General features: G+C 73.7%; 14 protein-coding genes. 10 read left to right on the top strand and 4 right to left on the bottom strand.

Going from position 1 to position 25,307, the window contains the following annotated elements; genetic code table 11:
- Positions 1–19: 19 nt before the first annotated feature.
- Both IE217_RS13280 and IE217_RS13275 read right to left on the bottom strand, forming a co-directional pair.
- Positions 20–778, bottom strand: coding sequence for an SDR family NAD(P)-dependent oxidoreductase (locus IE217_RS13280; RefSeq protein ID WP_190178033.1), 759 nt, complete (start codon positions 776–778; stop codon positions 20–22).
- The gene (locus IE217_RS13275; protein ID WP_229865258.1) at positions 775–1,563 is read right to left on the bottom strand and encodes a thioesterase II family protein; all 789 of its coding nucleotides are present in this window, start codon (positions 1,561–1,563) and stop codon (positions 775–777) included. The genes IE217_RS13280 and IE217_RS13275 overlap by 4 nt, the downstream gene beginning before the upstream one ends.
- 207 nt (positions 1,564–1,770) lie before the next feature.
- On the opposite strand from IE217_RS13275, the gene IE217_RS13270 reads away from it, so the two are divergent.
- Positions 1,771–3,012: a cytochrome P450 gene (locus IE217_RS13270; protein WP_190178032.1), complete on the top strand. Its 1,242-nt coding sequence runs from the start codon at positions 1,771–1,773 to the stop codon at positions 3,010–3,012.
- Positions 3,013–3,089: 77 nt separating this feature from the next.
- Here IE217_RS13270 and IE217_RS13265 read toward each other — a convergent pair whose 3' ends face one another.
- Positions 3,090–5,048, bottom strand: a complete 1,959-nt coding sequence (locus tag IE217_RS13265; protein ID WP_190178031.1) for an amino acid adenylation domain-containing protein — start codon at positions 5,046–5,048, stop codon at positions 3,090–3,092.
- Between the two features lie 193 nt (positions 5,049–5,241).
- Between IE217_RS13265 and IE217_RS13260 the strand changes: the two genes are divergently transcribed.
- The 7 genes from IE217_RS13260 to IE217_RS13230 are packed head-to-tail and all read left to right on the top strand — an operon-like array spanning position 5,242 to position 22,157.
- A complete protein-coding gene (locus IE217_RS13260; protein ID WP_190178030.1) occupies positions 5,242–6,546 on the top strand; it encodes a condensation domain-containing protein in 1,305 nt (434 codons plus the stop codon).
- Positions 6,536–13,129: a non-ribosomal peptide synthetase gene (locus tag IE217_RS13255; protein ID WP_190178029.1), complete on the top strand. Its 6,594-nt coding sequence runs from the start codon at positions 6,536–6,538 to the stop codon at positions 13,127–13,129. The genes IE217_RS13260 and IE217_RS13255 overlap by 11 nt, the downstream gene beginning before the upstream one ends.
- Positions 13,126–18,522, top strand: coding sequence for a non-ribosomal peptide synthetase (locus IE217_RS13250; RefSeq protein ID WP_190178028.1), 5,397 nt, complete (start codon positions 13,126–13,128; stop codon positions 18,520–18,522). Before IE217_RS13255 ends, IE217_RS13250 begins: the two co-directional genes overlap by 4 nt.
- Positions 18,519–19,661 carry a saccharopine dehydrogenase NADP-binding domain-containing protein gene (locus IE217_RS13245; RefSeq protein WP_190178027.1) on the top strand — a complete coding sequence of 381 codons (1,143 nt, stop codon included), beginning with the start codon at positions 18,519–18,521 and terminating at the stop codon, positions 19,659–19,661. Before IE217_RS13250 ends, IE217_RS13245 begins: the two co-directional genes overlap by 4 nt.
- Positions 19,658–20,734, top strand: coding sequence for a Gfo/Idh/MocA family oxidoreductase (locus IE217_RS13240; RefSeq protein ID WP_190178026.1), 1,077 nt, complete (start codon positions 19,658–19,660; stop codon positions 20,732–20,734). The genes IE217_RS13245 and IE217_RS13240 overlap by 4 nt, the downstream gene beginning before the upstream one ends.
- Positions 20,731–21,522, top strand: a complete 792-nt coding sequence (locus tag IE217_RS13235) for a thioesterase II family protein (RefSeq protein ID WP_229865257.1) — start codon at positions 20,731–20,733, stop codon at positions 21,520–21,522. Before IE217_RS13240 ends, IE217_RS13235 begins: the two co-directional genes overlap by 4 nt.
- Complete coding sequence (locus tag IE217_RS13230) at positions 21,519–22,157, top strand: O-methyltransferase (RefSeq protein ID WP_190178024.1); 639 nt, start codon at positions 21,519–21,521, stop codon at positions 22,155–22,157. Before IE217_RS13235 ends, IE217_RS13230 begins: the two co-directional genes overlap by 4 nt.
- A 68-nt stretch (positions 22,158–22,225) precedes the next feature.
- On the opposite strand, the gene IE217_RS13225 is transcribed toward IE217_RS13230, so the two are convergent.
- Entirely contained in the window at positions 22,226–23,605 is a 1,380-nt protein-coding gene (locus IE217_RS13225; protein ID WP_190178023.1) for an FAD-binding oxidoreductase, read from the bottom strand.
- Positions 23,606–23,765: 160 nt separating this feature from the next.
- On the opposite strand from IE217_RS13225, the gene IE217_RS13220 reads away from it, so the two are divergent.
- Both IE217_RS13220 and IE217_RS13215 read left to right on the top strand, forming a co-directional pair.
- Entirely contained in the window at positions 23,766–24,116 is a 351-nt protein-coding gene (locus IE217_RS13220) for a VOC family protein (RefSeq protein WP_229865256.1), read from the top strand.
- Positions 24,117–24,121: 5 nt separating this feature from the next.
- On the top strand, positions 24,122–25,300 hold the full coding sequence (locus tag IE217_RS13215) for a class I SAM-dependent methyltransferase (RefSeq protein ID WP_190178022.1): 1,179 nt from the start codon (positions 24,122–24,124) through the stop codon (positions 25,298–25,300).
- Positions 25,301–25,307: the final 7 nt, after the last annotated feature.

Here is a 25,307-nt window from a genome sequence, read left to right as displayed (position 1 = left end):
TGGTGCTGCTGGCTGTGGCTCAGGCCGTGCGCCCGCCGTCCACGGACACCAGCGATCCGGTGACCCAGGACGAGGTCTCGGGGTCGACGAGGTGGCACACCCAGGCCGCCACCTCCGGCGCCAGGCCGAAACGCCCCAGGGGGGTGCCGGCGACGATGTTCTCGCGCAGGGTGTCCGCGTCCTCGCCCGCCGCCACGTCCCACAGGCCCGTGTCGACCGGGCCGGGCAGCACCGCGTTCACCCGGACCTCGGGCGCCAGTTCCACGGCGAGCGACCTGGTCAGGGAGTTCAGGGCGGCCTTGCTGGCCCCGTAGAACGACCGGTTCGGCATCGCGAGAACGCCGCCGACGGAGGACACGTTGACCACACAGCCCTGACGTGCGCGCAGCAGGGGCAGCAGCGCCCGGATCAGCAGGGCGGGAGCCACCAGGTTGGTGTCGATCATCTCGCGCAGGTCCGCCTCGGCGGCGTCCTCCAGGCGGTCGAAGACCGCGTGCCCGGCGTTGTTGACCAGGGCGTCGACGCCGCCGAGCACCTCCCCGGCGCGTTCCGCGATCCGCGTGGCGGCACCGAGGGCGGTGACGTCCACGGCGTACGGCACCACGGTGCCCGCGCCTACGGCCCGTGCCTTCGCCGCCACCTCCGCGAGCCGGCCGGCCCGTCGGCCGACCGCCAGGACGTCGGCGCCCAGCCCGGCCGCGCGCGTGACCACGGCGGCGCCGATACCCGAACCGCCGCCGGTGACGACCAGCTTCAGACCTGCCCAGGGACTCGTCATGCGCCGAACCGCCTCCTCTTCGTGTGAACGGGAATCCGCCGCGCCAGGTTCTCCAGCAGCGGAGCGGGGTCGTCGAAGACGTGGAAGTGGCCTCCGTGTCCGATGTCGAGGCTCGTGTTCCCGGTGGTGAGCCGGGCCCAGTGGCGGCCGGCCCGGAGCGGCACGAGGGGATCCCCCCGGGCGATGCACACGTGGACGTCGCAGTGGAGCCGTACCGGGTCCTGGCAGGCGAGGTAGCGCTCGTGCGTGGCGATGTCCGCCCGCATCGCGGGGAGCAGCAGGTCGCGCAGCTCGGTCTGCGACGCGATGTCGGGGTCGATGCCCCCGAGGGCGACGAGGCGCTTCCACAACTCCTCGTCGGGCAGCAGGTGTTCGTCGCGAGGAGTCCGGGCCGGGTCCCCGGGGGCCCAGGCGCCGGACACGGCGAGAAGGACGACGTCGAGGCCCGCTCCGGGGCACCGGCGGGCCACCTCGCAGGCGACGGCCGAGCCGAAGCTGTGGCCGAAGAGCAGCAGGTCCGCCGGTGGCAGCCGGGTCAGGTCGGCGACGATCTCCTCGGCGATCGCGCCGACGGCCTCCTGCGGCGGCTCCGCCAGCCGGTCGCCGTGCCCGGGGTACTGCGCGGCGCACAGCTCGACGGCGGTCGCGGGAAACGCGGCGGGGAGCGCGGCCCGCCAGCCGGCGAAGTTCTCCGCGCGGCCGCCGGAGTGCGGCAGCCCGAGCAGCCGGAGCCCGGGGCGTTCCGTGTGCGCCACCGTGCGCACGGATCCGCGGTGCACGCCCATGGCCGATCCCCCTTCGCTGCGTCGGTTGTGAGAATCGCACGCACGCCCAAGGCCGCCGCGGAAACCTTCATCATTCATTCAGCGCCGCCTGGGGCGCGGGGGCGAAGGGCCAGGATCGGGACCGGAAAACGAGCGGCCCGTAGCGGCCCGGTGGCCACGCCGGGCCCTTGGCGCAGGCCCGGTGCCCGGGCCGAAAGGAGTCTCCCGGTGTTCTCCTCCCCCAGCGGCGCCGTCGGCGACGGCCCGGACGACGACGCCTCCGGTGCGGCTCTCGACCTCACCGACCCGGCGGCGTTCGTCGAGCACGACCCGTACGCGTACTGGGACCGGATGCGGCGCGCTGATCCGGTGCGCTGGCATCCCCCCGCGGACGGCCGCCCCGGGTTCTGGGCGGTGGCCCGGCACCGTGACGTCCAGGCCTGTTACAAGGACGCGGCCCGGCTGAGCTCGGCCCGGGGAACAGTGCTGGAGGTCCTGCTGAGCGGCGGCGACTCGGCCGGCGGGCGGATGCTGGCGGTGATGGACCGGCCCCGCCACCGCGAGCTGCGCCAGGCGATGCTGCGTGCCTTCTCGCCACGGGTGCTGGGGCACGTCGAACAGGCGGTGCGGCAGCGGGCCGACGCCCTGGTGGCCGCCGTGGTCGGCACGGGCGAGGCCGACGCCGCCCGGGACATCGCCGAGCACCTGCCGCTCAACACCGTGTGCGACCTGCTGGAGCTGCCCGTCGCCGACCGGCCCTCGCTGCTGGGCTGGAACAAGCGCGCGCTGTCGTCCGAGAGCGCCGAGGACGACCCCTTCGACGCGCTGGAGGCCCGCAACGAGATCCTGTCGTACTTCGTCGACGTGGTCCGCGAGCGTCGGCGCCGCCCCGGCGAGGACGTGATCAGCATGCTCGCCGGTGCCCGGGTGGAGGGCGAGCCCATGGCGGAGGACGATCTCGCCCTCAACTGCTACAGCCTGATCCTCGGGGGCGACGAGTCCACGCGGGTGACCACGATCGGGGCCCTGCACGCCCTGGGCACCCACGAGGAGCAGTGGCACCGGCTGCGCACCGGTGAGGTGGCGGTGCGGCCGGCGGTGGAGGAGGTCCTGCGCTGGGTGACCCCGGCCATGCACTTCGCCCGTACGGCCACCTGCGACCTGCGGATCGGGGACGCCGAGGTGTCGGCGGGCGACATCGTCACCCTGTGGAACACCTCGGCCAACAACGACCCCGAGGTCTTCGCGCGGCCCCGCACCTTCGACGTCGGCCGGGAGCACAACCCCCACCTCGCCCTCGGGCACGGCCCTCACTTCTGCCTGGGCGCGTTCCTCGGCCGACTGGAACTGTCCGCCGTACTGGACTCGCTGGTGCGCCGGGTGAAGCGGATCGAGATCCTGGCGGAACCACCGCGAGTCTACTCCACCTTCCTGTTCGGCCACAGCGCCCTGCGGATGCGGCTCGACTGAGCCGCGACCGCCTCCCCTCCAGGCGTCCCCCGCGCGGAACGCAAGCCGCGCCTTCCTCAGCCCTGCTCCGTGCTGGTTCAGTCCGCGGTCAGCAGCCCGGCCAGCTCCGCCATGGTGGACCGCTCGAAGACGGCCCGCACCGGCAGGGTCATCCCCCACTCGTCCCGTACGGCCTTGGCGAGGCGCACCGCGAGGACCGAATGTCCGCCCCGGTCGAAGAAGTTGTCGTCCGGCCCGACCGCGGCCACCCCGAGTACCCGGGCGGTCAGCGCGCACAGCGCGGCCACCGGGTCGGAGGGGTCGACGGTGGGGGCCGGCCCGGCGGGTGGCGTGGCGGCGGTCACGGCCGCCCGCCGCTCCAGCTCACGCCGGTCGATCTTCCCGTTGCTGGTCATCGGCAGGGAGACCAGCACCTCGACGCGGGAGGGCACCATGTGCGCGGGCAGCCGCGCCGCGAGCCGCCCGCGCAGGTCCCCCGCGAGGTCGTCGGCCGGGTCCGCCCCGGGCACCACGAAGGCGACGAGGTGCGCCGAGTCCACCTCGCCGGCCACGACCACCGCGGCGAGCCGGACCCCCTCGCAGGACTCCAACGCCGCCTCGACCTCGCCCAGTTCGACCCGGAAGCCGCGCAGCTTGACCTGGCGGTCGGCGCGGCCCGTGAAGTAGAGCGTGCCGTCCTTGTCCCGGTGGCCGAGGTCGCCGGAGCGGTACATCCGGCTTCCGGGTGGGCCGTACGGGTCCGCGACGAAGCGCTCCGCGGTCAGGGCGGGCCGGCCCAGGTAGCCGAGGGCCTCGCCCTCGCCGACCAGGTAGAGCTCTCCGTCCTCGCCGGGCTGACAGGGCTCGAGGTCGACGTCGAGCACCCGGACCTCGTTGCCCGGCCACGGCTGGCCGATGCTGACCGGCTCGCCCGGCCGCACCGGGCCCGCCATGGTCACTCCCACGGTCATCTCGGTGGGCCCGTACCCGTTGAACATGCGCCTTCCGGGCGCCCACCTGGCCACCAGCGCCTGGGTGCAGGAGTCACCGGTGGAGAGGACCACCCCGCCGGGCAGGACGCCGTCCGGGTCGGTGGCGGTCAGCGCGACCGGGGGCAGCACCGCGTGGCTGATCCGCCGGCCGATCAGGGTGCGGCGCAGTTCCTCGCCGGGCAGCACCGCGCGGTCGTCGGTGAGCACCAGGGTGGCGCCCGACAGCAGGGCCAGCGTCAGGTCCCAGAAGCCGGCGTCGAAGTTGAACGAGGCCCACTGCAGCACCCGGTCGCCGGGTCCGGGCCCGATCCAGTGCCGCTGCGCCTCGGCGAGCGCCGCCATGCCCGCGTGCGGGATCACCACGCCCTTGGGCGTCCCGGTGGAGCCGGAGGTGTAGATGACGTACGCGGTGTCCTCGGCGTGCAGCGGCCGTCGCCGCTCGTCGTCGGTGACGAGCCGGTGCGGGCGGGGCGCGGGGTCGGGTGCGGCCAGGTCGAGGGTTTCCAGTCCGGTGAGGCGCACCGGCGGGTGGCCGGTGTACAGCAGGGTCCGCAGCCCCGAGTCGGCCGCCATGTGGCGCAGCAGCGCGGCGGGATAACCGGGGTCCAGGGGGACGTAGCCCGCCCCGGCGGTCGTCACCGCGAGGGCCGCCGTCACCTGGTCGGTTCCGCGGGGTACGCAGATCCCCACGAGGTCGCCGGGGCCGAGACCGTTCGCGATCAGCCGCCGGGCCAGCCGGTTGACCCGGGCCGCGAGGTCGCCGTACGTCAGCGTGGTGCTCTCGCTCTCGACCGCGGGCAGGTCCCGGTGCTCGGCCACCACCCGTTCGAACAGCACGGGAAGGGTCAGGGCGGTGGAGGGGGCGGAGGCCGCGGACGGGTGGGGGCGCACGTCCGGCCAGACGCGGTCGACGTGGGCGCGGGCGTGGTCCAGGGAGGTCGCGGGCAGTTCCACGCGCCAGCCGGCGGGGGCCGGCAGCCTGGCGGGCCACAGGGACCGCTGGCCGCGCTGGTTGCACAGGACCAGGTAGCTCTCGTCCGGTTCTTCGAAAGGGTTGGCTGGCATCGAGCGACCTCCTGTGTGACGGTGCCGCCGGATGGGTCCGGCGCCCGCGAGGGCGCCGCGCGCGACACAGGTACCCCCAACCCTGACGCGGGCGGGGGGCGGGGCCCGCGCGGCCGGAAAGGAACGTGAAGGTCCTCTCAGCTTTCTTTCAGCGGCGGCCGCGCGGGCGAGGACCGTCGTTACGTTGCCGGACGTGACAGCCACCGAGATCCGCCCGTCCGTGGGCCAGACGCTGCTGTGGTTCCTCGACCGCTACCGGGGCGAGGAGGGCGCGCTCAACTGCCCGGTGCTGTGCCGGCTGCGCGGTCCGCTCGACCGCGACCGGCTCCGCGAGGCGATCGGTCAGGTGATCTCCCGGCACGAGGCGCTGCGCAGCACCTTCACCGGCGGGGGCCGCCGCCTCAAGGCGCTGGTGCACCCGGTCGTGTCACCACGGATCCGCGAGGTGGACCTGACCGGCGAGCCGGATCCCGGGGCGTGCGCCGACCGGGAGGTGGCCAGGGAACTGGGCACCCGGATCGACGCCACCGAGTGCGCCGTGCGCATCACCCTGTGGCGGCTCGCCGAGGACCATCACGTGCTCTGCCTCAACATGCACCACATGGTCACCGACTCGTGGTCCTGCAACGTGATCTTCGAGGACCTGTGCGCCGCGCTGGAGGGCAGACCCTGCGGCGACGCCCTCGCCTACTCACGGTTCGCCGAGGAGCAGCGCGAGACCCTGGCCGGTCCGTCCGGGCAGGGGCTGAGGGCGTTCTGGAGCGAGCGTCTGAAGGACCTGACGCTGCCCCCGCTGCCGATGCGTCCGGCCACCGCGGGCGCGCCGCGCGACACCAGGCTCGTGCAGCACGTCCTGGACGCGCCGACGGTGGCCGCGCTGGACGCCCTGGCCAAGCGGGAGCGGTCGACGATGTTCGTGGCCCTGCTCACCGCGTACTACCGGGCGCTGAAGTCGGTCAGCGGCGCCGAGGACCTGGCGGTGGCGACCCTGTTCGCCAATCGCGGCGCCGAACACCGGCGCACCGTGGGGTTCCTGGCCAACATGGTGCTGCTGCGGACCCGGCTCGCCGACGGCGACTTCGCGGCGCAGCTGCGGGCCGTGCACGGCACGGTGATGGAGGCGTTCGTCCACCAGGCGCTGCCGTTCCAGATGCTGCCGATCCCTCCGGGCGGCACCGAACGCCGGCTCGACGACGTGGTGTTCCAGATGATGGCGGACCCGGTGTACTCCACCCGGGCCGGCGGGCTGGACATCGAGGTCCTGGTGCCCGACGGCGTCGCCACCCGCTTCGAGCTGGAGCTGGTCGCCGTGCCCGACCGGGACACGGTGCGGGTGCTGCTGTTCTACAACCCCGACCGTTTCGACCCGGAGTTCGCCGAGTCGCTGCTCGCCGCGTACGTGGACATCTGCACGACCGCCGCCCGCACCGCGGCGCCCCACACCGACCACGCCGGGGCGCGCCCCCGGCAGCGCACGGGAGGCCACGATGACCAGTGAGGTGACGGCGGGACGCGCGCTGTCCACCGAGGAGATCCGCGAAACCGTCGCCGTGCGGCTGGAACTGCCGGCCGGGGAGATCGGCTTGGACGAGGACCTCGTCACGCTCGGTCTGGACTCGCTGGGGATGATGGACCTGGCGGCCTCCTGGCAGGAGGCCGGCGTGGAAGTGACCTTCGGCGACCTGGTCGAGGAGCCCACCGTGCGCGCCTGGGCCGCCCTGCTGTCCGGGACCGGCGACGGCAGGGGCCCGCGCGCCCAGGAGGGGGACACGGACGCCGGGACGGAAGCGTTCCCGCTGGCCCCGATGCAGCACGCCTACTGGTCGGGCCGTCAGCCGGGCATGCCGCTGAACACCGGGTCGCACTTCTACTTCGAGTTCGACGTCACCGCCGACGTCGCGCGCTGGGACGGCGCGGTGGCCGCGGTGCGCCGCAGGCACCCCATGCTGCGGGCGGCCGTCGGAGAGGGGGGCCAGCGGATCCTGCCGGTGTGCCGGGGGCTGGACGAGGTCGTCGACCTGCGGGGGCAGGAGCTCCCCGAGCGCGAACAGCGCCTCGCGCGGCTGCGCGAGACCCTCTCGCACCAGACGCTGCCGCTCACCGAGCGGGGTGGGCTCGACGTGCGGCTGGCGCTGCTGCCGGCCGGGAAGGGCCGGCTCTTCCTCGACATCGACATGATCGTCTGCGACGCGTCGAGTTTCCGGATCGTCGTGGCCGACCTGGCCCGCTCCTACGGGGACCCGGCCGGCGCACCCGAGCAGCCCGCCCTGACCTTCCCCGAATACCGCCGCCTGGTCGACGAGCAGGGCCGCGAGCCCCGCCCGGAGGACGTCTCCTACTGGCGCGACCGCGCCGAGGACCTGCCCGAGGCGCCTCGCCTGCCGCTGGCCGCGCCGCCGGAGCGGATCGAGCGGGTGGACACGGTCCGGCGGCACGCCTGGCTGGCGCCGGAGACGTACGAACGGTTCTCGCAGCACGCGCGCAGCAACGGCCTGACGGTGTCGATGGCCGTCGCCGCCGCCTACGCGGACGTCCTGGCCGCCTGGAGCGAGGAGAAGGAGTTCCTGCTCAACCTGCCGGTGCTGAACCGGATCCCGGTGCACCCGGACGTCGGCCGGATCGTCGGGGACTTCACCGACCTGCTGCTGCTCCAGGTGGCGCCGGACACCCGCCGCACCTTCGTCGAGCGCGCCCGGGCGGTGCAGGAGCAGTACCGGCACGATGCCGCGCACGCGGCGTACGGCGGCACTTCGGTGCTGCGCGACCTCGCCAGGACCACCGCGGGTGCGAACCGGCGGGCGGGGGTCGTGTTCACCAGCGCGCTCAGCCTCGGCGAGCTGTTCGACGGGGCGACCAGGGCGGTGCTCGGCGCCCCGGTGTGGATGAGTTCGCAGACGTCGGGCGTGTGGATCGACCTGCAGCTGACCGAGCACGACAACGGGATGCTGATCAACTGGGAGACCGCCGAGAACCTCTTCGAGGCCGGTGTCCCCGAGGCGATGTTCGGGGCTTTCGTCAACCGGGTGCGGCTGCTCGCCTCGCAGCCCAGCGCCTGGTGGGAGAGTCTGCCGGTGCGGCCGCCCGCTCCGCAGCTCCAGGCCCGCCGCAGCGCCAACGACACCCGCGCCGACCTGCCCCGCCGGGCGCTGCACCAGGAGTTCTTCCGGCAGGCGGCCGAGCGCGGCGGGGCGCCGGCGGCGCTCTGGGGCGACGGCCGGATGCTGACGTACCGGGAGCTGGCCGAGCGGGCCCTGCGGCTGGCCCACGTCCTGCGCACCGCCGGTGTCACCGCGGGCGACCGGGTCGTGATCACCCTGCCCAAGGGCGTCGACCAGGTGGTCGCGGTGCTGGCGGTGCACGCGCTGGGCGCGGCGTACGTGCCGGTGGGGACGGAACAGCCGGAGGCACGGCGGCGCACCGTGGAGTCGCTGTCCGCAGCCCGGTGCGCGGTGACGGCGGCCCCGGCCCGTGCGGCGGCCGACGGCGGGATCGCCCACATCGACGTACGGTGCGCCACCGACCGCGCACTGCCGTCGCTGGAAGGCCCGGTTGACGTCTCGCCCGACGCCCCCGCCTACGTGATCTTCACGTCCGGCTCGACCGGGGAACCGAAGGGCGTGGAGCTGACCCACGCGGCCGCCCACAACACGGTGGCCGCGCTGAACGAGCGTTACCGGATGGGGCCGGCCGACCGCACCCTGTGCCTGTCGGCGCTCGACTTCGACCTCTCCGTCTACGACATCTTCGGCCCGCTCACCTGCGGCGGCGCGCTGGTCCTGGTCGACGACGAGGAGCGGCGGTCCCCCGGGACATGGCTGCGCAGGGCGGCCGAGCACCGGGCCACCGTCCTCAACTGCGTGCCCGCCCTGCTCGACATGGCGCTGACCACGGCGTCGTCACGGCCGGAGCCGGGCGGCTGGCCGTTCCGGCTCCAGCTGCTCGGCGGCGACTGGGCGGGGCTCGACCTGCCGGGCCGGGTGCACGCGCTGCGCGCGGACAGCGTGTTCGTGGTCCTGGGCGGCACCACGGAGACCGCGATCCATTCGACCGTCCAGGAGGTCACGGAGGTGGATCCCTCCTGGGCCTCGATCCCGTACAACGTGCCGCTGCCCAACCAGTACTGCCGGGTCGTCGACGAGCACGGCGGCGACTGCCCCGACTGGGTGGCCGGGGAGCTGTGGATCGGCGGGGCCGGGGTGGCCCGGGGGTACGTGGGCGCACCGGAGCTGACCGCCGCGAAGTTCGTGGAGGTGGACGGCGTGCGCTGGTACCGCACCGGCGACCGGGCCCGCTACCGGCCCGGGGCCGTGGTCGAGTTCCTCGGCCGCGCCGACCTCCAGGTCAAGGTGAACGGCTACCGGATCGAACTCGGCGAGGTCGAGCGGGCGTTGAACCTGCACCCCGGGGTGCGCGACGTCGTGGTGACGCCGGTCGCCGAGCACGGTGGCGCGCTGTACGCCCTGGTCACCCCGGGCTCGGTCGACACGGAGGCAGTGCTGGCCACCGCCGCCCGGCAGGTGCCCCCGTACATGGTGCCCGCCCGCGCGGTGGCCGTCGACGAGCTGCCGCTGAGCCGCAACGGCAAGGTGGACCGCGCGCAGGCGGGGCGGCTGCTGGCCGCGGAGATGAGCGAGCGGATGTCCGGCGGCGCGTCGGACGCCCCGCGCGGTGCGGCGGAGGAGACGGTCGCCGCGCTGTGGGCGGACCTTCTGGGCTGCGGGCCTCTCGGCCGGAACACCAACTTCTTCCACATCGGCGGTGACAGCCTCCAGGCCGCCCGTCTGCTGGCCGCCCTGCGCCGGCACGGGTACGAGGCCAGGCTCGGTGACCTGTTCACCCGTCCCACGGTGAGCGGCTTCGCCGGGACGCTGACACGCGCCGAGGGGCACGGCCCCGGCACGGTTCCGGCCGATCCGGAACACCGGTACGACCCCTTCCCGCTCACCGACGTGCAGCGCGCCTACTGGCTGGGCCGCGACCCCGACTTCGTCCTCGGCGGCGTCGCCTCGTACTGGTACTGGGAGTTCGAGAGCGACCGGGTCGACCTGGACCGGCTGGAGGCCGCCTGGAACACGCTGGTGCGCCGGCACGAGATGCTGCGTGCCGTGCTGGACGGCGACGGCGGCCAGCGCATCCTGCCCGAGGTGCCGCACTACCGGTTCGCGGTCACCCACACCACCGCGGCCGACCACGAGGAGGCGGTCGCCGCGCTCGGGGGCATGGCGCAGCAGGTCCTCGACGTGACCTCGTGGCCGCTGTTCGACGTGCGCGCCGTGCAACGGGACGACGGACGCACGGTGCTCGGTGTGGGCTTCGACTACGTGGTGCTCGACGCGCTGTCGATCATGACCATCTTCACCGAGCTGAACGCGCTCTACGCCGACCCCCGCCGCGAACTGCCGCCGCTGGAGCTGTCCTTCCGCGACTACCTCCTCGCCCGGCGCACCGATCCCGCCGCGAAGGCGCGGGACGAGGAGTACTGGCTGGAGGCGATCGAAGAGCTGCCCCCGGCCCCGGCACTGCCCACGGCCCTGGACCCCGAGCGCGTCGGCCGGCCGCGGTTCGTGCGCGACGAGTTCCGCCTCGACTCGGCGACCTGGGCCAGGCTGCGCCGCCGCACGGCCGACGAGGCGCTGACCGCGTCGATGGTCGTGGCGGCCGCCTTCGCCGAGGTACTGGCGATGTGGAGCGCCGAGACCTCGCTGACGCTCAACCTGACCGTGTTCGACCGGCAGGACGTGCATCCCCAGGTGAACCAGGTGGTCGGCGACTTCACCTCCCTGCTGCTCCTCGGTCACCACAGCCGTCCCGGCAGTTCCTGGGCCGACACCGTGCGCCGGCTGCAGGAGCAGGCGTGGAAGGGCATCGAGCACCGGAACGCCTCCACCACCTGGGTGCTCCAGCAACTGGCCCGGCGCTCCGGGGGCGGACAGATGCTCATGCCGGTGGTGTTCACCTCCACGCTCGGGGTGAGCGCCGGCTTCAAGGACCTCTCCTTCGGGTTCGGCGAATTGCGCCGCGGACTCTCCCAGAGCCCGCAGGTCGCCCTGGACTGCCAGGTGGTGGAGCGCGGTGGCGAGCTCTGCGTCAACTGGGACCACGTCGAGGGCCTCTACAGTCCCGGGGTGATCCCGGCGGCCCTGGAGGCGATGCGCCGGCTGCTGGTGGCGCTGGCCGACAGCGACTGGTCCCGCCCGGCACCGCCGATCGCCCTGCCCGAGGCACAGGCGGCCGTCCGCGCCGTGGTGAACGCCACCGCCGTGACCCGTCCCCCGCGTACGCTGCACGAGCCGGTCCTCGACATCGCCCGCCGCACCCCCGAAGCCGTCGCGGTGCGCACCCCGTCCGGCGAGACCCTGACCTACGCCGAACTGGCCCGCCGGGCGCTCGGTGTCGCCGGGCACCTGGTGTCGCTCGGGGCCCGGCCGGGCGAGACCGTGGTCGTCTCGCTGCCGAAGGGGCCCGGCCAGGTCGTCGCGGTGCTGGGCGTCCTGGCCGCGGGATGCGCGTACGTACCGGTGGGCGTCGGGCAGCCGACCGCGCGCCGCAACCGGATCGTACGGTCCGCCGGGGCGCGTCTGGCCCTGGTCGCGGACGGCCCGGCGTCCGGCGACGACTGGGACGAGGCGGTGCGGCTGGTGCCGGTGGCCGAGGCGTCGGCGGCCGCGCCGCTCGCGCGGCCGGTGCCGGTCGGCCCGGAACAGCTCGCGTACGTCATCTACACCTCGGGCTCCACCGGCGAGCCCAAGGGGGTGGAGATCACCCACGCGGCCGCCGCCAACACCATCGACGACGTCAACGCCCGCCACGGCGTGGGGCCCGCCGACGTGGTCCTCCAGGTCTCGGCCCTCGACTTCGACCTGTCCGTCTACGACCTGTTCGGCCTGCTGGCGGTGGGCGGCACCGTGGTGACCCTCACCGAGGACGTCCGGCGGGAGGCCGGCGTCTGGGCCCGTCTCGCCGCCGAACACGGGGTCACCCTGTGGAACACGGTGCCCACCCTTCTGGACATGCTGCTGGTCGCCTGCGAGTCGGGCGTGAGCCTGCCGGGGCTGCGGGTGGCGATCGTCTCCGGCGACTGGGTCGGGCTCGACCTCTGCGACCGGCTGCGGGCCAGTGCGCCGAACGCCCTGCTCGTCGCCATGGGCGGCGCCACCGAGGCCTCGATCTGGTCGAACGCCCACGAGGTGACCGCCGTCGACCCCGAGTGGGTGTCGGTCCCCTACGGGCGTCCGCTGGCCAACCAGCGCTTCCGCGTGGTCGACGCGCACGGCCGGGACCGGCCCGACTTCGTGCCCGGCGAGTTGTGGATCGGGGGCTCCGGTGTGGCGCTCGGCTACCGCGGCGACCCGGACCGCACAGCGGCCTCCTTCGTCTCGGCCGGGGGCGAGAGGTGGTACCGCACCGGCGACCTCGGCCGCTACCACCCCTCGGGGATCCTGGAGTTCCTGGGCCGGCGCGACCACCAGGTGAAGGTGCGCGGACACCGGATCGAACTCGGCGAGATCGAAACCGGGCTGCGCGAACTGCCCGGGGTCGCGAGCGCGGTGGCCTGGGTCGACGTCAGCGCCGGGGTGCGGCGCCTGGCCGCGGTCGTCACCCCGGAGCAGGGCGCGGAACCCGCTCCGGCGGGGGAACTGCTGGCGGCGCTGGCCGCGCGCCTGCCCGCCCACATGCTCCCCGAACACCTCACCGTCGTCGAGCGGCTGCCCCTGAACGCGAACGCCAAGGTCGACCGCGCCGCCGTCGCGCACACGTACGGGCTGCGTCACGCGACCCGGGAACCCGCGGCGGACGACCGTCCACGGGGGGACACCGAACGCGCGGTGGCCGAGGTGTGGGCGGAACTGCTGGAGGCCCCCGGGGCGGGCCGCGGCGACGATTTCTTCGGCCTCGGCGGTGACAGTCTCACCGCCACCCGGATGATCCAGCAGTTCACCAAGCGCTTCGGCGTGGAGCTCTCGCTGCGCCAGCTCTTCAACCACCCCACCATCGCCGGGATCGCCGCCGTCCTCGACGCCGAGATCTCCGGCAGCCACCCGCGCCAAGCCTCCGTCCGACTGGAAGAAGGTGTCCTGTGACCGCCGCCGACATCATCAGCGAACTCGAGCAGGCCGGACTGCACCTCTGGGAGGACGAGGGCAAACTCCGGTTCCGCGGCCCGGAAGGGGTCATGACGCCCGAGCGCCGGGCCCTGCTCTCCGGCAATCGCGAGGACGTACTGCGGGTGCTGCGCGAGCGCAGCCCGCAGCAGGTGCTGCCCGATCCCGACGCGGCCCACGAGCCGTTCCCGCTCACCGAGGTCCAGTCGGCCTACCTGCTGGGCCGCCGGGGCGCCTTCGAGTACGGCTCGGTCCCCTGCCACGCCTACGGCGAGCTGGAGTTCCCCGCGCTGGAGCGGGACCGGCTGCTGCCGGCCTGGCAGCGCGTGGTCGACCGGCACGAGATGCTGCGGGTGGTCATCGACTACGACGGCTACCAGCGCGTGCTGAAGGACCCGCCCGCCCCCGTCATCGGCTGGCACGACGCGACCGCACTGCCCCCGGCGGCGGGCGAGGAGATCCTCCGCGAGGTCCGCGGCCGGCTCTCCGCCGAGTCCAAGGACGTCACCGCGTGCCCGCTGTACTCGCTGGAGGTCACCGAGTTCGCCGACCGGGCCGTCCTGCACTTCTCCATCGACTTCCTCATCGCGGACTACGTCAGCATCTACCGGCTGCTGGACGAGTTCGGCAGGTTCTACGAGGACCCGCACGCCGCCCTCCCCGCCCCCGGGATCACGTTCCGCGACTATCTGCGGGCGGAACGCGCGGTGCGCCAGGGGCCCGCGTACGAGCGCGACCGCGACTACTGGACAGCGCGCCTGGACGATCTGCCGCCCGCCCCCGAACTGCCGTTGGTCGACCGGCCCAGCCGGCAGGGCGCGGCCGGTTTCACCCGGCGCGAGCTGGAACTGGAGCCCGCGCGGTGGTCGGCGCTCAAGACGCGGGCCGGCAAGCAGCGGATCTCCGCCTCGACGGCCGTGATGGCCGCGTACGCCGAGGTGATCGGCCGCTGGAGCCGCAGCCCCCGGTTCACGCTCGACGTGACGGTGCTCAGCCGGCTTCCGCTGCACCCGGACGTGGGCGACGTCGTGGGCGACTTCACCTCCGTCGAGCTGCTGGCCGTCGACGGCGGCTGCGCCGGCACCTTCGCCGGACGCGCCCGCAGGGCGGGCGAGCACCTCTTCGAGGACCTCGACCACCGGCTGTTCTCGGGCGTGGAGGTGTTGCGCGAGCTGACCCGCCGCCGGGGCCAGCAGGGTTCGCTGATGCCGGTGGTGTTCACCAGCGCCATCGGGCTCTCCGACGGTCTCGCTCCGCAGGGCATGATGCGCTCCCGGATCCGCAACGGCATCAGCCAGACGCCGCAGGTCTGGGTGGACTGCCAGGCGATGGAGGCCGGAGGGGCTCTGCTCGTCAACTGGGACGTGCGGGACGACACCGTGCCCCAGCCGGTCCTCGACGACATGTTCGCCGCGTTCCGCGACCTCCTGCACCGGCTCGCGGACGGGGACGAGGCGTGGGAGGGCGACCCGCTCACCCTGCCCGCCCACCAGGCGCGGCGGCGCGCGGCCGTCAACGACACGGACCGGCCCGCGAGCGACGCGCTGCTGCACCGGGCGCTGCTCGAGGCGGCAGCCCGGCACCCCGACGCGACGGCGGTGATCGACGACGGCGGGAGCGTCGACTACGCGACGCTGACCGGCCGGGCCGCCGCTGTGGCCGCCGCGCTCACCGCGCGGGGCCACCGGCCGCACGAGCGGGTCGCGGTGGTGCTGGAGAAGGGCTGGGAGCAGGTCGCCGGGGCGCTCGGGGTGCTGCTGGCCGGGGGCACGTACGTGCCGGTCGAGGCGAGCCATCCCGACGCCCGGCGCAACAAGATCATCGAGTCCGCCGGGATCGGCCTGGTGGTCACGCACAGCGCGGTCGGCGGCGAACTGCCCGCGGGAGTCGGACGCGTCGACGTGGACCGCCTGTCCACCGCCGCCTTCGACGAGGTCGCGGTCTCCCCGGACGACTCGGCGTACGTCATCTTCACCTCGGGCTCGACCGGCGAGCCCAAGGGCGTGGAGATCAGTCACCGTGCGGCGGTCAACACCCTGGACGACGTGTGCCGCAGGTTCGGAATCGGCCGCGACGACGTGGCGCTGGGGCTGTCGAGCCTGGGCTTCGACCTGTCGGTCTTCGACGTCTTCGGCGTCCTCGGCCGGGGCGGCACCCTGGTGCTTCCCGGCCCGGAGCGGCGCAACGACCCCTCGCACTGGGCCGAGCTGATCACCGGGCACGGCGTGACGGTGCTGAACACGGTGCCGGCCCAGATGATGCTGCTGGAGGAGTACCTGCGCGGTGACGGCCGCGGCTGCGCGAGCGTGCGCCTCGGCATGATGTCGGGCGACTGGATACCGGTGACGCTCCCCGACGCCGTCCGCGCCCGGCTCCCGCGCGTGGAGCTGTACAGCCTCGGCGGCGCCACCGAGGCGTCGATCTGGTCGATCTTCCACCCCATCGGCGAGGTCGACCCGGCGGCGCCGAGCATCCCGTACGGCACTCCGCTGGAGAACCAGCGCTTCCACGTGCTCGACGCGTTCCTGCGGCCCTGCCCCGACCTCGTCGTCGGTGACCTGTACATCGCCGGCGCCGGACTCGCCAAGGGCTATCTGGGCGACCCGGAGAAGACCGCGGCGAGCTTCTTCGCGCTGCCGGACGGCGAGCGGGTGTACCGCACCGGCGACCTCGCCCGCTATCTGCCCGACGGCACCCTGGAGTTCATCGGCCGCGACGACCGTCAGGTCAAGATCCGCGGCCACCGCATCGAGCTGGCCGAGGTGGAGTCGGCGCTCGCCGCCGATCCGAAGGTCGAAGCGGTGGCGGTGGCCACGCAGGGCGAGCGCAACGACCGCAGGCTGGTCGCCTTCGTCTCGCCCGCCCCCGCCGACCCGGCCGGCCACGCCGTGGACGCGGCCCTGGTGCCCGAGGTGCTGGCGGCCGCCGACGGGATCCGCGACGGCGTGGACGTCGCGAAGGTGGTCGAGTTCGCGGCCGTGCTCGACGACGCGGCGCTGCGCCGCATGGTCGACGTCCTGCGCCAGGAAGGCGTGTGGCCGGACACCGCGGCGCGGCACAGCACCTCCGAGATCATGCGGCTGGCCAGGGTGGCCCCCCGGCACGAGCGGCTGGTGCGCCGCTGGCTGGCCGCCTGCGTGGACAACGGCTACCTGGACCGGGCCGCGGACGGCACCTTCGGCTGCCTGCGCCTGGTCTCCCCCGAGGACGTGGAGCAGGCGTGGCGCGAGGTCGACCGGCTGCTACCGGAGGCCAACGACCGTCCCGAGCTGGTGAACTACTTCAAGCTCGCGGCCACCCACCTGCCGGAGCTGATGCGTGACGAGCGGGACCCGTTGCGGATGCTCTTCCCCGAGGGCGACCTGAGCATCCACGAGGCCGCCTACATGGAGGGCTTCCTCTCCCGCTACCTCAACCGGCTGGCCACCTCCACCGTGCTCGGCGTGGCCCGGCGCAACACCTCCGGCCGGCCGCTGCGCGTGCTGGAGGTCGGCGCGGGCGTCGGCGGCACCAGTGTGGACACCATCCCGGCGCTGGACGGCGAGAACGTCCGCTACACCTTCAGCGACGTGTCGCAGTTCTTCCTGAACAAGGCGGGTGAGAGGTTCGCCGAATACTCCTGGGTGGACTACGCGCTCTTCGACTTCAACGAGCCGTACCGCGAACAGGGCGTCAGGCCGAACTCGGTGGACGTGATCCTGTGCGGCAACGTCATGCACTACGCGAAGGACGCCCGCGCGGTCCTGCGCCGGATGCGCGAGGCGCTGGTGCCCGGCGGATGGCTGGTCTTCATCGAGACCACCCGCGACAACTACCAGATCCTCACCTCGATGGAGTTCCTCTTCGACGCCACCGCCGGGGACTTCCAGGACGTGCGCCACGGCAAGGACCAGACCTTCATCGGCCGCGGGCAGTGGTACGACCTGCTCGCCGAGGCCGGCGCCGACCTGGAGTTGTGCGTGCCGGCGCCGGAGGACGAGCTGGCCCGCATCGGGATGCACGTCTTCGCGGCCCGGTTCAAGACCGACCGCGAGCCGCTCGACACCGAGGAGCTGTCCCGGCGGCTCGCCGAACGGCTCCCGGCGGAGATGATCCCGTCGCGCTTCGAGGTGCTGGACGCGCTGCCCCTGACCGACAACGGCAAGGTCGACCGCGCCGTCCTGGCCCGGTGGGCCGGGAAGCACGGCACGGCGGGCGCCGCGGTCGCCGGAGAGAACGTGCGCGAGGCCGGCGAGCTGGAGCTGGCCGTCGCCGCGGTGTACGCGGAGGTGCTGCGCGAGTCGGAGGTGCCGCTCGACACCAACTTCTACGCGCTGGGCGGGGACTCGCTGCTCGCCGCCCAGCTCGTCACGGCACTGCGCGAGCAGGTGCCGGCCGCGGCCGAGGTCTTCTTCGACGAACTGCTGCGCGAGCTGCTGGGCGGCGCGTCGGTGCGCGAGCTGTCCGCGTTCCTCCAGCAGGGGCAGGACCTGGCCGAGGAGAGCGGCGCCGGTGACGAGCTGGTGCTGACCGGGGCGGCGGACGCGCTCGGCAACCCGGTACACGTCCTGGTCGGCGACGGTCTGGGCGGCCACGTGGAGCGGCTCGCCGCCGGCCTCGGGGCGCTGGACCCCGTGGTGGTGGTGCCGCCGGTACGGGTGGCCGAGGGGCAGAGCCTGGACGACGTGGCCCAGGAGATCGTGGCGCGGCTACGGGTGCTGAGCCCCGGCCCGTTCCACCTGGCCGGTGCGCACATCGGGGGTGTGCTGGCGCTCGCCGTCGCCCAGCAGCTGGCCGAGCTGGGCACCCCGGTGTGCGGACTGACCGTGCTGAGCACCTACCCGCTGCCCGCCACCGTCCGCGACGACGTCCTGGAGGAGGCGCTGTTCTGCCTGGACCGAGGGCAGGACCCGGCCGCCCTGGGCTACCCGGACGTCCCCGCTCTCGGATCGGCGCTCGCCGAGCTGGCCCCCGCCGGGGACATCCCGCCCGCGGCGCTGGCCGGGCTGGCGGGCCGCGGCGAGCCGGACCTGCGGGCCGTGGGCGAGAGGGCCGCCGCGCTCGGCGCGCGCCCGCGCGGGGAGCGGCTGGCCGCACTCGCCGCGGCCGTGGGGCTCGGCGCGGAGGAACTCGGCGACCACCTCGCGCGGGGCCGGGCGCTGGCGGCCGCCGTCGTCGCCCACGACCCCGGTCTGTACACCGGGGAGGCCCGCCTGCTGGTCCACGCCGAGGAGTCCCCTGTCTGGCCCACGATGGCCGCCGACATGACCGCCCTGTGGGAGTCGGTCTGCGTGGGCGGACTCGTGCGGCAGACCGTGCCCGGCGACCACTTCACCTGCCGTGAACTGGTCACCTCCGATGTGATCGACCTGCCCGACGAGGAGAACGCGTGAGCGAGCACAGCAACCCGTCGGTCGCGGTGGTCGGCTCCTACGGTGCCGTCGGCGCGGCCGCCGTACGGGCCATCGCCGACCGCCTGCCCGACGCCGTCGTGCGGCTCGGCGGGCGCGACCGCGGCCAGGCCGAGACCCTGCTGGCCAAGTCCGGGCTGCGCGGCGAGGCGGTCGAGGTGGACCTGTACGACGGCCGGTCGCTGGCCGCGTTCTGCCGCGGCGCCCGGGTCGTACTCAACTGCGCGGGCCCGTCCTACCAGGTCCTCGACCGGGTGGCCTGGGCCGCGGCGGCGGCCGGCGCCGACTACGTCGACCCGGGCGGCGACGAACCCCTGCTGGAGGCGCTGACCCGGCCGGGCACCTTCACCGGTACCGCCGTCATCACGGCGGGCATGCAACCGGGCCTGACCGGTCTGCTCCCCCGGCACCTGTGCTCCACCATGAGCCACCCGCGCCGGCTGACGGCCTACGTCGGCACGATGGACCGGCTCACTCCGGCCGGAGCCGCCGACTACCTGCTGTCCATGGGCGGTGCGTACGGGGAGGCCCGCGGGGCGATCAGGGGCGGCATCCGCGTGGAGCGGGAACTGGAGCCGCGGACCGGCGTCGAACTGGCCTACGCGCGCAACCGGGTGGACGTCTACCCGTACCTGAGCTTCGAGTCCGCCCGGCTCCCCGAAGTCACCGGGCTCACGGAGATCGACTGGTACAACGTCTTCGACGGCGGCGCGCACATGATGAACTGCCTGAGCAGACTCCAGGGGGCGATGCGCGGCGAGTCCGCTCTCGCCGAGGCGGCCGCGGAACTCACCCGCGCGGCGGCGCTGGACCTGTTCGGCAGGGACCCGTTCCAGCTCATGCTGTTCGAGGTCACCGGCACCGACGGCGCCGGACGCCCGGCCACCCGCAGCCTGGCCCTGCGCGCCGGCGACACGTACGCCCTGACCGGACTGGCCAGTGCGCTGGCCGTGCTGACGGTGCTCGACGGCAGGACGGGGCCGGGCGTGCACTTCGGCTCCGACGTACTCGACGCCGAGACCGTGCTGGCCGCTCTGCGGGCCGAGCCCGCGGTCGAGCTGCTGGAGCTCCTCGACCGGCCGATCCTCGCGGACCGTGCCATGGAGGAGGGCGAACTGTGACCCGCCCGCGTGTCCTGGTGGCCGGTACCGGCTTCGGCCGCGCCTACCTGGCGGCCTTCGAACGGGCGGACTTCGGCTTCGAGCTGGCCGGGATCCTCGCGTCCGGCGGCGCCCGCAGCCGCGCCTGCGCCGCGCACCACGGCGTACCGCTGTGGACCGCGGTCGAGGAGGTGCCCGACGACATCGACCTGGCCTGCGTGGTGATCGGCGGGGTGATGAACGGCGGCCCCGGACCCCGGCTCTCCCAGGCACTGATGCGGCGCGGCGTGCACGTGCTGCAGGAACACCCCCTGCATCCGGACGAGTTGGCACAGTGCCTGCGCGCCGCCACCGAGTCCCAGGTGGTGTTCCGGCTGAACACGCACTATCCGCACGTGGAGCCGGTGCGCCGTTTCATCGGCGCCGCCCGCGAGCTGGTGGCCCGGCAGCGGCCGCTGTTCCTCGATGTGACCTGCGCCTTCCAGGTGCTCTACACGGTCTTCGACATCCTGGGCCAGGCGCTGGGGTCGATCCGCCCGCACGGTGTCGACGGGGTGCTCACGGAGGGGCCGGAGGCGCCGTACCGGAGCCTGGCCGGCCGCTTCGCCGGTGTCCCGATGTCCTTCCGGCTCCAGAACGAGCTGGTGCCCTCCGACCCGGACAACTACAGCCACCTCTTCCACCGCATCACCCTGGGCACGGACGGGGGACACCTCACCCTGGTCAACACGCACGGCCCGGTCCAGTGGAGCATGCGCCCGCACATGCCGGCCGACATGCGGGACCTGGTGAGCTTCGGCGACTCGGCCGCCCCCCACCTCGAGGTGTCGAGCGTTGAGCACCTGGGTCCGGCGCGGGGCGCCTCCTACCGCGAGGTGCTGCGCGACCTGTGGCCGCAGGCCACGGCACGGGCCATCGCGGCGACCTGGGACGAGGCCCGGTCGCACGCCGACAGCCGGGGGCACGTGCAGTACCACATGAGCCTGGCGAAGCTGGCGATGCGCGTGAGCGAGGCATGCGGGCCGGTACGCCTGCGGCACCCGAAGGCGCCGCCGGAACTCCTGTCCGCCTCGGACCTGCTGGAGGCCCCATGAGCACCGGTGTCCCGAACCCGTGGCTGCGCTGCTACTTCCCCCGGCCCGCGGCCGCGCGGCGTCTGGTGTTCTTCCCGCACGGCGGCGGGGCGGCGAGTTTCTACCGCCGGCTCGCGCGCGACCTGCCCGAGGACGTCGAGGGCATGGTGGTGCAGTACCCGGGCCGGGAGGACCGCATCGGCGAACCCTGCTGCACCGACATGTCCGGACTGGTGGAGCCGCTGGCGAAGGCACTGACCCAGCTGGACGACAAACCGGTGTGGTTCTTCGGGCACAGCATGGGCGCCTCCGTCGCGCACGAGGTCACTCTGCTCCTCGGCACGGCGGGCGAAGCGCTCCCGGAGCGGCTGATCGTCTCGGGCCGTCCCGGCCCGGCCCGGCAGCGCCCGGACGACAAGCACCTGGACGACGAACGGCTGTGGGACGACGTGTGCCGGCTCGGCGGCACCGACGCCCGGCTGCTGGAGCTGCCGGGCCTGCGCGAGATGACACTGCCGATGCTCCGCGCCGACTACCGGCTGGTGGGCACCTACCGTCCCGGGACGGGCCGCGGCCTGTCGGTGCCGGTGAGCGTCTGCTACGGCACCGAGGACCCCGAGGTCGAGGAGGCGGACGCGGCGGCCTGGGCCGAGGCCACCTCGGCGCGGACCGAGCTGACGGCGTTCCCGGGCGGCCACTTCTACCTGCGCGATCCCGCCCACGAGGAGCTGACGCACTGGCTGTCCGGGCGGCTGCGCGGACGGCACCGGCACAGTCACACCGACCCCGCGGGAAGGAACCGGGAATGATCGTACGACCCGTCGTGGAGAAGTACGCCGAGGAGCTCTCCTCTCCCGCGCCGCCCTGGCTGGCCGCCCTGGTCGCCGACACGGAGGCCGGGACGGAGCTGCCGGCCATGATGGTCGGGAGTCTGGAAGGGGAGTTCCTGGCCTGCCTGGTGTCCGCTCTGCGGCCCCGCCGCATCCTGGAGATCGGCACCTTCACCGGCTACTCCGCGCTCTGCATGGCCCACGCGATGCCGGACGACGCCGAACTCCACACCTGCGAACTGAGCCCGCTGCACGCCTCGATCGCGCGCAAGCACTTCGCGGCCTCTCCCTGGGCCGGGCGGATCCACCTGTGGGAGGGCCCGGCCCTGGCGTCGGTCGCGGGCCTGCCCGGCCCCTTCGACCTGGTCTTCGTCGACGCCGACAAGCCCGGCTACATCGACTACTACGAGGCGGTGCTGCCGAAGCTGTCCCCGCACGGACTGATCCTGGCCGACAACGTCCTCCAGTTCGGCGGCGTCGCCAACGAGCGGGACCAGCAGCCCGACACCGTCGCGATGCGCGCGTTCAACGCGCACGTCGCGGCCGACCCCCGGGTGCGGCAGAGCGTGCTCACCGTGCGCGAGGGCGTGAGCGTCATCCGGCGGGCCGGCTGACCGGACCCGCGCGCACGCGACGGCGCCCGGACCCCGTCGGGGTCCGGGCGCCGTCGTACGCGTCGGGCTCAGCTCGCCGGCTTGATGTTGTTGTTCGTGTGGAAGAAGTTCTCGGGGTCGTAGACCGCCTTGATCCGGGTCAGCCGCTCGTAGTTGCTGCCGTAGGCGTCCTGGATGCGCTCGGCCGAGTCGGCGCCCAGGTGGTTGGCGTAGACCGCGCCGGTGGTGTACGGCAGGAGCTGGGCGTACACCTTCTCGGTCCACTCGACGGCCTCCTCGTCCTTGGCCGGGTCGGTCCAGGAGGTGAGGATGCTGGTCAGATAGCCCTCGCGGTGCAGGAAGGGGGTCGCGGAGGCCGGTACGTTCGACATGACGCCGCCCATCAGGCCGCCGCCGACCAGGCTCCGTTCGGACGGGGCGTTGACGAACCCGTCGGCGAGGATCTGGAGCGGTTCGTCGCGCAGCTCGGGCAGCAGGAAGGAACGCGGGTAGTACCGGTGCCCGGCGACGGTGTTCTCGTCGAGCATCCGCTGCACGGCCACGTACGGCATCAGGCCGCAGTGGTCGAGGAGCGCGCCGCTGCCGAGGCCGCGCATCTGGCCGATCAGGGCCTCGGTGGACTGGTCGGGGGCCGCGTGCACGAAGCCCAGGCCGATCGCCGGCGCGCCGCCCGGGGCGGTGAGGAAGGCGAACGAGGTGGTCAGCTCGTCGGGCGCGGTCCGGTTGAACTCGTCGAGCCGCCGGGCCACGTCCACCGTCTGGTCGATGGGGAAGGCGAGCAGCCCCGCCATGCAGTCGCCCTGCGGGTGCAGATCGAACTCGAAGCGGGTGGCCACGCCGAAGTTGCCGCCGCCGCCCCGGATCGCCCAGAACAGGTCGGGGTGGTCCTCGGCGGTGGTGGTCACCAGCTCTCCGCTCGCGAGCACGATGTCGGCGGAGACCAGGTTGTCCACGAGCAGGCCCCGGTAGCGGGCGAGCCAGCCGAGGCCGCCGCCCAGGGTGAGGCCGCCGATGCCGATGTACGACTCCTGGGAGCCGGTGACGGCGAGCCCGAAGCTGGTGGTCTCGGCGTCGACGTCGCCCTGCTCCAGACCGGGCTGGACGACCAGACGGCGCTTGGCCGGGTCGACCCGTATGCCGCGCAGCCGGGAGGTGTCGAGCAGCAGTCCCCCCTCGACGGTGCCGGTGCCGGCGAAGCAGTGGCCGCCGCCCTTGACGGCCAGCTCGACGTCGTTCTCCCTCGCGAAGTCGACGACCTTGACGACGTCGGACGCGCCGTCCACCTGGACGATCGCCCCGGGGCTCTTCTGGAAGTAGCCGTTCCAGATCTGCTTGCGCTCGTCGTAGTCGGCGTCCTGCGCGGTGATGATCCGGCCCCTGACCGCCTCACCAAGCTCCGCGAGCCTGGATTCCGGGATGGCCGTACCGGTCGCGGTGACGAGTCCCACGTCAGTTCTCCTTCGGAATTGGCGAGTTCGGCCCGCGCGCCCGCGCGCAAGGAGGCCGATGCGAGGAGAACGTACGGCCGCCGAAAGGCCCGCGGCACGAGGGTGAAAGAGGCCGGAAAGGCCCCCGGGGGCGCGGGGCGCGCTGGCTACGCTGGCGGACATGTCTGCACTCCGCGCGATGCCGCTGCTCACGGTGAGCGATCTCGATTCCGCAGTGGAAGCCCACATCCGGGTCACCGGGATGGAAGTGATCATGAATCACGGCTGGATCGCCACCCTCGCCCCGCCGGCCGACCACTCCGTACAGGTCAGCCTCATCACCAAGGACCCCACCGGGCCGGTGAACCCGGCTGCCTCCATCGAGGTGGAGGACCTCGACGCGGCCCTCGCGGCAGCCCGCACCGCCGGTATGGAGATCCTCTACGGGCCCGCGGACGAGGAGTGGGGCGTACGGCGCTTCTTCTACCGGGACCGCGACGGCAACGTCGTCAACGTCCTCGCCCACCTCTGACCGCCATGGCGTCCGCCTTCCGCACCCCTCCGCCCGCCCGTGCCGGACTCGGCGTACCGCCCGCGCGCGGGAGACCGGCCGCGCCCGCCGCGGACTCCACGCAGTCCTTCTCCCTGCGGCTCTTCGGAGCCGGCCTCGCCTCGGCCGAGCTGATGACCTGTTACCTGGGCCTGGAGCTGGGGCTGTACGAAGCCCTGCGCCGCACCGGCCCCGCCACGGCCGCACAGGTGGCCGAGGAGAGCGGCCTCGACGCCCGCATGGTGCGGGAGTGGCTGGAACAGCAGACCTGTGCCGGTGTGCTCACCGTCGACGCGCCCGAAGCGCGGCCCGAGGACCGGCGTTTCACGCTGCCGCCCGCCCACGCGGAAGCGCTGCTCGACTCCGGCAGCCCGAACTGGATAGCCCCGCTGGTCGTGATGCCCATCGGCGGCATGGCGGCCGTGCTGCCTCAGCTGGTGGACGCCTACCGCGGTCGCCGGGGCCTTCCGTACGCCGCCTACGGAGAGGCCCTGCGCGGGGGGCAGGCGGGCCTGAACCACGGTGTCTTCGTGCACCATCTGCCCGGCTGGATCAGCCGCCACCTGCCCGACATCGACGCCCGGCTGAGGGTGCCCGGGAGCAGCATCGCCGACGTGGCGTGCGGTTCGGGCCTGTCCACGCTGGCGCTGGCCCGGATGTTCCCCGACGCCGAGGTGCACGGGCTGGACCTGGACGAGGCGTCGATCAGGGACGCCGAGGCGAACCTCGCCGCCGCCGACCCCGCCGAGGGGCTCGGCGAACGGGTCCGCTTCCGCGCCGGGGACGCCGCCGAGGCCGGTGCCGGCGGGTCGGCGGGGCACATCCTGGTGTGCGTGTTCGACGCCCTGCACGACATGTCCGCGCCGGTGGACGTCCTCCGTGCCTGCCGCCGGCTGCTGGCGCCCGGGGGCGCGGTGCTGCTGATGGAGCCGTCCGTGGGCGAGCGGTTCACCCCGGCGGCGCCGGACAGCGAACGCTTCCACTACGCGGTCAGCGTGCTGCACTGCCTGCCGGTCGGGATGAGCCGGACACCGAGCGCGGGCACGGGCACGGTGATGCGCCCGGACACCGTGCGCCGGTACGCCGCCGAGGCGGGCCTGGACACCCGGGTGATCGACGTGGGGCACCCGTTCCACCGGCTGTACCGGCTCACGGCCCGGCCGTAGGGCGGCA

It is taken from the genome of Streptomyces naganishii JCM 4654 (assembly GCF_014650575.1).
In the GTDB taxonomy this organism is placed as follows: domain Bacteria; phylum Actinomycetota; class Actinomycetes; order Streptomycetales; family Streptomycetaceae; genus Streptomyces; species Streptomyces naganishii.
Note: the sequence above shows the minus strand (reverse complement) of the source record. Positions and strands in the feature narration are given on the sequence as shown.